Raw genomic sequence first — 7769 nt, 5'->3', positions numbered from 1 at the left:
ATACAGCAATATGATGGATTATATTATGTAAATCACAGTTTACAATTTGATCAATATTCTGGCAAATTATTAAAAGAAAGAAATCATAAAAATAAAAATTTTGGAGAAAAAATAATTAATGCAAATTATGACATTCATGTTGGAGCTATTTTAGGAATACCAGGTAAAATTATTGCTTTTATAGCTAGTTTAATATGTGCCTCTTTGCCACTAACAGGGTTTTTAATTTGGATTGGAAGGAAAAGAAAAAATAAAATTGATTATAAAAAAACACTGGTAAAAAATTAAATTTCACCAGTGTTTTTTATTGTTTAACCATTAATTGTTTTTATCCACATTTAGTTTGTCCGCAATTTTTACATTTTAAACAACCTTCTTCGTAAATTAATCCTTCTGGATCTCCACATTCTGGACATTTTTTATCTGCAGCTACTGTACCGTCTTCTACAAATTGTTTTAATGTACGGGCAATACCATTTTTCCAAGTATTAATATTTTCATCGTACATATTTAAATTATTTACTAAATCTACCACATATTGTATTGGCATTCCGTGACGTAAAACACCAGAAATTAATTTAGCATAATTCCAATATTCTTTATCAAATGTACGCGATAATCCTTCTAAAGTAACCTTATAACCTTGTTTATCTTCAAACTGAAAATCGTAACGTGTAGCTCCTTTATCATCTTTATTTTTAATTACCCAACCTTGTTCTAACCAAGTAGGCAATAAAAATGCGTCTTCTAATTTACCCGTAAAAATTTCATAAGGTCTGTTGTTAATTAAACCAACAACAGCAACCCATTTGTCATAATCATTTTGAAAACGTACTACTTTTGCTTCTATTTTCTTTGGTCTTTTTGGGAAAATTGTTTCAGCAAAACATTCGGTATTTTTCTTTTCCTTTTTATCATCGCTAGAAACTAATATTCCACTTCTAGATCCATCTCTATAAACGGTAATTCCTTTTAAACCTTTTTTCCAAGATTCTATATATATATCACCAACATTTTCAACAGGCACATCAGATGCCAAATTAATTGTTGAACTAATTGAATGTGTAGTATATTTTTGAACCAAAGCTTGCATTTCAATACGCTTTAACCAATCAATTTCAGGAGCAGTAGAACCAGCATATGGACTTTTCTTAATATCTGTTTCTCCAGTTACTTCCATCCATTGTTTTAATTTTGGATGATATACTTCAAATTCTTCAAAAGCATCACCCATATCATCAACATAAGCAATTTTAGCATTTGCATCATCTTGATTAACTTTTCTTCTTCGTTTATATGACAATAAGAAAACTGGCTCAATACCTGATGATGTTTGTGCCAACATACTTAAACTTCCTGTTGGAGCAACGGTACTTATAGAAATATTTCTTCTACCATATTTCATCATTCTTTCATACACATCAGGAAACTCCTTTTGAACCATTTGAATAAATTCAGAGAAGTTTTCAATTTCAGGGCTAAATACTTCAAATTTACCACGTGTAATAGCCATATCTATACTACTATCAAATTCTCCACGTAGTTTAGTTTTCATAATTTCATCAACAACGGCAATAGCTTCATTGGTATCAAACTTTTTACCAAGTGCAGCAACAGCATCTGCTAAAGCAGTAAATCCTAAACCTGTTCTTCTACCTTTTTTACCTGTTTTATATAATAATTTCCAAGTATCAATTTCTACTTGTTTAATATTATTTGGTTCTTTATCGTGCATAATTTTGTTGAAAATTCTATCAACAGCTTCTAATTCTAAATCAACCAAATCATCCATTAAACGTTGTGTTTCATACACAACTTTATAAAACTTTTCAAAATCAAATGAAGCCTTATCTGTAAATGGATTTTTAACAAAACTGTATAAATTAACAGCTATTAAACGACAGCTGTCTCCACCTTGCATTGCAATTTCTGAACAAGGATTTGTAGAACTATTTTTAAACCCTGGATAAATAGATGATGTTGAATAATAATGTTGACGATCCCAAAATATTAAACCTGGCTCAGCAGTATTATGGGCACATTTAATAATTGTATTCCATAAATCTTTTGCCTTTACTACTTTTTTATATGTTGGTGTTTTACTTTCAATTGGCCAACGTAATGTAAAATCATCATCGTTAACAACCGCCATCATAAATTCATCTGATAAACGCAATGAAATATTTGCTCCGGTTACTTTTGTTAAATCTTGTTTAATGGTAATAAAATCTTCTACATCTGGATGCGCAATATCCATTGTTAACATTAACGCTCCTCTTCTACCATTTTGAGCAACTTCACGTGTAGTATTTGAAAAACGATTCATAAATGAAACTGCTCCCGTTGTAGTTCCAGCTGAATTTGATACTTGCGCTCCGTTTGGTCTTAAATTAGATAAATCTACCCCAACACCACAACGTCTTTTAAATAATTGTGCCAATTGCTGGTCAGTATAAAAAATACCTCCATAAGAATCGAAAACTGATGGTACAACCACACAGTTTGATAAGGAAGCAATTACATTGTTGTTTCCTAAGGACGACATTACACTTCCTTGCGGAATTACATATTTAAATTTATCAAATAAATCAAATATTTCTTTTTCCGATAATAATTTACGAGTTTTCCCATATTCAGAAAGTCCTTCTACATTGGTTTCACTCTCCTCATAATTTTTTTCTATTCTGGCAAATTCTTTTGCCATTCTAGTATGCATATCAGCAGGCGAAGCTTCTAACAAATCGCCTTTTTTGTTTTTCATTGCATACTTGTTAATCCAAGTAGTTGCAGCTAGTTCATCGTTATTAAAATAAGCTAAAGCCTTCACTAACACCTCATTATAAGTGTAAATTTTCGGGAACACTAATTCTTCTGTCATTTTTCTCGTATATTTTTTTGTTTGATTTTTCAGTTTATAAAATTATTGAATATTTAAACCCGAAAGGTCTTTTTATGAATATAGTTAATAACATTTTATTGTTGAAAAGTTGAAAAAATTATTTGTTGAATTCATTTTTTTTGATTTACTTTGTTTTTCAAAGTACTTTTAATATGAAGAATAAAGATTATTTAAAAGATATTATAGAGATTAAATCTATAATGAATAAATCATCCAGATTTATATCATTAAGCGGTTTATCGGGAATATTAGCTGGAATTTACGCATTGATTGGAGCTTTTGCTGCAAATTACTTATTAACCAACTATCAAGTTGCAAATAGTCCTGTTGGTTTAATTCCAATTTCGTATTTAGAATATTTCTTATTAGGTATTGCACTTTTAGTATTAACCCTTTCTGTAATTACAGCGTTTATATTTTCATCAAAAAAAGCGAAGAAAAGTGGTGAAAATTTATGGGATGCAACATCTAAACGGCTTTTAATAAATTTTGCCATACCATTATTTACAGGAGGCGCATTTTGTATAATTTTATATCAATACGGTTTAATAGGCTTAATTGCTCCAGCTACCTTAATTTTTTATGGATTGGCTTGTGTTAATGCTAGTAAATATACTCTTGGTGATATTAGATACTTAGGTTTTTTAAATATAGTTATTGGATTAGTTTCTACGCAATTTATTGGTTATGGACTTTATTTTTGGGCTTTTGGATTTGGAATTCTTCATATTATTTATGGCATTGTTTTATACAATAAATACGACAAAATATAATTTTGAAAGACATACTTAAACATATTAATAAAGTTTTTGATCATAGAGTTCGGCTGGGAATTATGTCGGCGCTTATGGTAAACGAAACTTTAGATTTTAATACACTTAAAGAATTATTAGGTGTTACCGATGGTAATTTAGCTAGCCATATTAAAGGACTTGAAAAGGTTAAATATATTAAAGTAGAAAAACAATTTATAGGTAAAAAACCTAATACAACATATAGTGTAAGCACGCTTGGAATGCTTGAATTTAAAAAACATATTAACGCTTTAGAAAAATTAATAAACAATAATTAAAAAAAATTTATTCACTCACTTTGCTTTTCAAAGTACTTTTAACAATTTAAAAAAATGGAAAAACAACAAAACAAATTCGGAAATTGGTTAAAAACATCCTTAACTGCAAGAATGTTTATGATTGGAATATTAATAATTGTACTATTAATACCTTTATCATTTATAGTAAATTTAATTAATGAACGTGCAATTAGGCAAGAATCTGTAGTAAATGAAATTAACGAAAAATGGGGAAATGAAGTTTTATTATATGGTCCAATTTTAAAAATACCGTATAAAACGTATTCAGAAAAAATTATTACCGCCACTAATTCAGAAGAAAACAGAACGGAAAAAATAGAATCTATAAACTACGCCTACTTTTTTCCTGAAAAATTAAATATGAAGGCGAACATAAATCCTGAAGAAAAAAAACGTGGCATTTACAAAACCTCTGTTTATAAAAGCGAAATTAATATAGATGGAAATTTTGAAAAACCAGACTTCTCCTCAATTGATATAGATGATAACGATATACTTTGGGAAAAAGCTATTGTAATAATAAAAACATCTAACCTAAAAGGTATTAATAATCAGGTTGAAATAAATTTTGACCATAATTCATCACCTTTTTTTCCAAAATATGAAGAAGTATATAATAAACTTAAAGACGATATTGCCTTAAATAATCTAGAAACCAACCATTTAACCAAAGAAGCATTTGAAAAGCTAACAACTAATCCGTTTTCCATAAAACTAAACATTAGCGGAAGTAAACAAATAAGTATTATTCCAATTGGTAAAGAAACAGATTTAAACATAAAATCTAACTGGAAAACAGCCAATTTTATAGGCAATTTTTTACCATTAAATACCGATAAAATATCTGAAAACGGCTTTAATGCCAAATGGAAAGTTTTACATATTAACAGACCTTTTCAGCAAGAATATTACACTGCATTACCAAATTTAAACGAATTTGCTTTTGGTGTAAACTTTATGATTCCGGTAGATGAATATCAAAAAAGTGAACGTTCTGCCAAATACGGATTTTTAGTAATTTCTCTCACTTTTTTAATTTTCTTTTTAATACAATCTATTAGCAAAATAAACATTCATCCATTTCAATATTTAATGATTGGTTTGGCGCTAACAATGTTTTACACCTTATTAATATCAATCTCTGAACATAGTAATTTTTTAAAAGCCTATTTAATTGCAGGAAGTTCTGTTATTGTTTTAATAACGCTGTACTCAAAATCAATTTTAAAAAGTTTCAAATTTCCAATATTTATAGGTTTATCACTTTTAGCATTGTACACATTTATATATGTAATTATTCAATTGGAAAATTATGCACTACTAGTTGGAAGTTTAGGATTGTTTATAATATTATCTATAATAATGTACGCGTCACGCAAAATAGATTGGAATTAAAGATGTGTAAAACCCAAAAAAACAAATAATAAATTTCAAAAAAAGAAAGGCTGCTTAAAAAGTAAAATATTCGTCAATCTGTGCTTCGACTCAGCTCAGCAACCGGTTATCAGTTTGATGAGATGCTGAAACAAGTTCAGCATGACGTGTTTTAAAACTTTTTAAACAGCCTGTTTTAATCATTTAAACACTCCCTTTTGTCATTCCGACATCGGAGGAATCTCAACATAATGTTCTTAACAGGGTATGATTTCTCCTCCGTCGAAATGACAAAAAAATGTAAACTTAATATTTTAGTTTCCTAACTAAATCTTCCAATCCGTTTAACTGAATTTCATACACCAAACGAAGCTGATCTCCCAATTTTCCCGTTGGAAAACCTTTATTATTGTACCATACTATATAATGTTCGGGTAAATCAATTAAATATTTGCCTTTATATTTTCCAAATGGCATTTTGGTATTTGCCAATTTTTCTAACTCGTGTTGTTGATTATTTACCATCAACATAATCTTGTAAATAGTTAAACCTTTCCGTTAACTTTCCGTTTGATGTCATTTTGGCTCTGTTTAAAACACCATCTTCATCATTATTAAAAAAAGCTGGAATTACGTGTTTTGCAAAACTTTCACCAAACCCTTCCGATGCATCTTTTGGTAATTCACAAGGTAAATTATCAACCGCCATAACAGCAATAGCCTTCTCATCTCTATAATCAACTTCCATTTCTAATTCAGGATTATATCCATAAATAGGATTTTCAATGGTTGAAGAACGAATTGTTGAAGCTACAGGTCCATCAACATCACAGCTAATATCAGCAACAACTTTTATGTTAAAATCTTTAGATTTAGCATCAATTCTAGTAAAAATATACGGAGCTCCAGTTCCATAAAAATGTCCGGCTATATATAAATCAGCAACTTTTGCAAAGCGCATAAAATCACTTTTGTATTCTGTTGGGTTTGTAAAAAAATCAATCTCATCTTTTACAACACCATCTTTTCTTTTGTTATAATCTAACACATCAATTTGCACATATACAGGTTCATTAAAAGTTTTATGCAAAAAATCATTTACAGAAACTTTTTTCATTCCCATTCCTTTCAGCATTTCTTTGGCTCCATTTCCTACTCTACCTTTACCAGTTAAAACAACTTTAATATTTGGCAACTTTAATTTTTGCAGCTCATGAATTAACATTAATTGGTCGTGTAATTCCTCAGCCTTTGGTAAATTATATAAATTAAATTTTAACCCATAAGCTCTAAAACCATTATAAGCACCAACAATTCCGGCATATCTTCCAAAAGCTACTAAGCGTTGATTTTTTTCGTTAACAATAACTTCGTGGTCATACAACTCAATATTTTTTGACAAAATGGCTTGTAATAGTTTTCTGTTGTATTGTTGCTTTTTTATGGTATGCGAAAAGAAAAAATACTTTTTATTTGGAATTAAAAAATCAATAGGCACTTCTTTTACACCTAGTAAAACATCACATTCCGAAACATCATCTACCACATCAATTCCCTCAATTATATAGTCTTCATCTGTAAAAAAACGATTGTCTGATGATTCAACTTTAATACCTAAATCAGAAAATTTCCGCAACAATCTTTTACATTCTTTAGGTGTTAATACCACTCGCCTATCTGGTGGATTTTTACGCTCTTTTATAATTCCAATTTTCATGATTTGTTTGGTATAAATATTGTTACTAATATATTATGAATTAAAGGAACTGACAAATAAACTATGTAACATATTTTTAGTAGATTTGCAGCCTTAAAGATTTTGTTCTTTGACATTTTGGGGACGACTGGTTTTGACTGCAAGGTCAATTAACATAGAAGCATGTCGAGTAATGAAATAGCACTCGTTAATCTCAATTTCAAACCTATAAACGGCGAAGATAACTACGCTTTAGCTGCTTAATCCGAATTACAGTAGGATAAGCCTCGGCACACTAGGTGTGCAAGCTAAATGTCTCTTGAAAGCCTTGGTTAGCGGCGGTCAGCATAGAGGCATCGTAAAAGTTAACATAGATTTGCTATAGTTTCGGTAGCATTTTGAAACTTAAGAAACTAAGCTTAAAGTAAATTGTTTTCGGTTAGCTTTAAGACTAAAATTAAAAGAAAACTAAACATGTAGAAACTATCTTGGTTGCTTGTTTGGACCCGGGTTCGATTCCCGGCGTCTCCACTAATATTTTAATTGAAAATATGACATTTATCATAAAAAAATAATTTTAGAAAATTTTAACAAAATTTTTGTTTTTCAATTTAAAATAGTTTGTATATTTGTATCGGTAAGTTTCATAGCTTACCAATCTTTTTCATAGCAATTTTCCTCACTCATACTTTGGGTGAGGTTTCTTT

At 29.4% G+C, this 7769-nt stretch carries 7 protein-coding genes and 1 other RNA gene; 5 read left to right on the top strand and 3 right to left on the bottom strand.

The window, feature by feature from the left end:
* On the top strand, positions 1-288 hold a 288-nt coding region (locus ABY298_RS13490), incomplete at its 5' end, for a PepSY domain-containing protein (RefSeq protein WP_372746582.1).
* Positions 289-328: 40 nt separating this feature from the next.
* Here the strand turns inward: ABY298_RS13490 and ABY298_RS13485 are convergent.
* Positions 329-2878 carry an adenosylcobalamin-dependent ribonucleoside-diphosphate reductase gene (locus tag ABY298_RS13485; protein WP_372746581.1) on the bottom strand — a complete coding sequence of 850 codons (2550 nt, stop codon included), beginning with the start codon at positions 2876-2878 and terminating at the stop codon, positions 329-331.
* Between the two features lie 173 nt (positions 2879-3051).
* Between ABY298_RS13485 and ABY298_RS13480 the strand changes: the two genes are divergently transcribed.
* From ABY298_RS13480 to creD, 3 genes are read left to right on the top strand one after another with little or no spacing between them, the layout of a single operon-like run.
* Positions 3052-3672, top strand: coding sequence for a hypothetical protein (locus tag ABY298_RS13480; protein ID WP_372746580.1), 621 nt, complete (start codon positions 3052-3054; stop codon positions 3670-3672).
* A 2-nt stretch (positions 3673-3674) separates the two neighbouring features.
* Complete coding sequence (locus ABY298_RS13475) at positions 3675-3971, top strand: winged helix-turn-helix domain-containing protein (protein ID WP_372746579.1); 297 nt, start codon at positions 3675-3677, stop codon at positions 3969-3971.
* Positions 3972-4025: 54 nt separating this feature from the next.
* Entirely contained in the window at positions 4026-5387 is a 1362-nt protein-coding gene (gene creD / locus ABY298_RS13470) for a cell envelope integrity protein CreD (protein WP_372746578.1), read from the top strand.
* Positions 5388-5672: 285 nt separating this feature from the next.
* Here the strand turns inward: creD and ABY298_RS13465 are convergent, their stop codons facing one another.
* Both ABY298_RS13465 and ABY298_RS13460 read right to left on the bottom strand, forming a co-directional pair.
* Complete coding sequence (locus tag ABY298_RS13465; RefSeq protein WP_291847075.1) at positions 5673-5891, bottom strand: DUF3820 family protein; 219 nt, start codon at positions 5889-5891, stop codon at positions 5673-5675.
* The gene (locus tag ABY298_RS13460) at positions 5881-7083 is read right to left on the bottom strand and encodes an NAD(P)-dependent oxidoreductase (protein ID WP_372746577.1); all 1203 of its coding nucleotides are present in this window, start codon (positions 7081-7083) and stop codon (positions 5881-5883) included. The genes ABY298_RS13465 and ABY298_RS13460 overlap by 11 nt, the downstream gene beginning before the upstream one ends.
* Positions 7084-7202: 119 nt before the next feature.
* Here ABY298_RS13460 and ssrA point away from each other — a divergent pair.
* Positions 7203-7596, top strand: a transfer-messenger RNA (tmRNA) gene (ssrA, locus tag ABY298_RS13455).
* The last annotated feature ends 173 nt before the right edge of the window (positions 7597-7769 follow it).

The organism is Lutibacter sp., assembly GCF_041596795.1.
Classification (GTDB): domain Bacteria; phylum Bacteroidota; class Bacteroidia; order Flavobacteriales; family Flavobacteriaceae; genus Lutibacter.
This window is presented reverse-complemented; position numbering and strand designations above follow the sequence as displayed.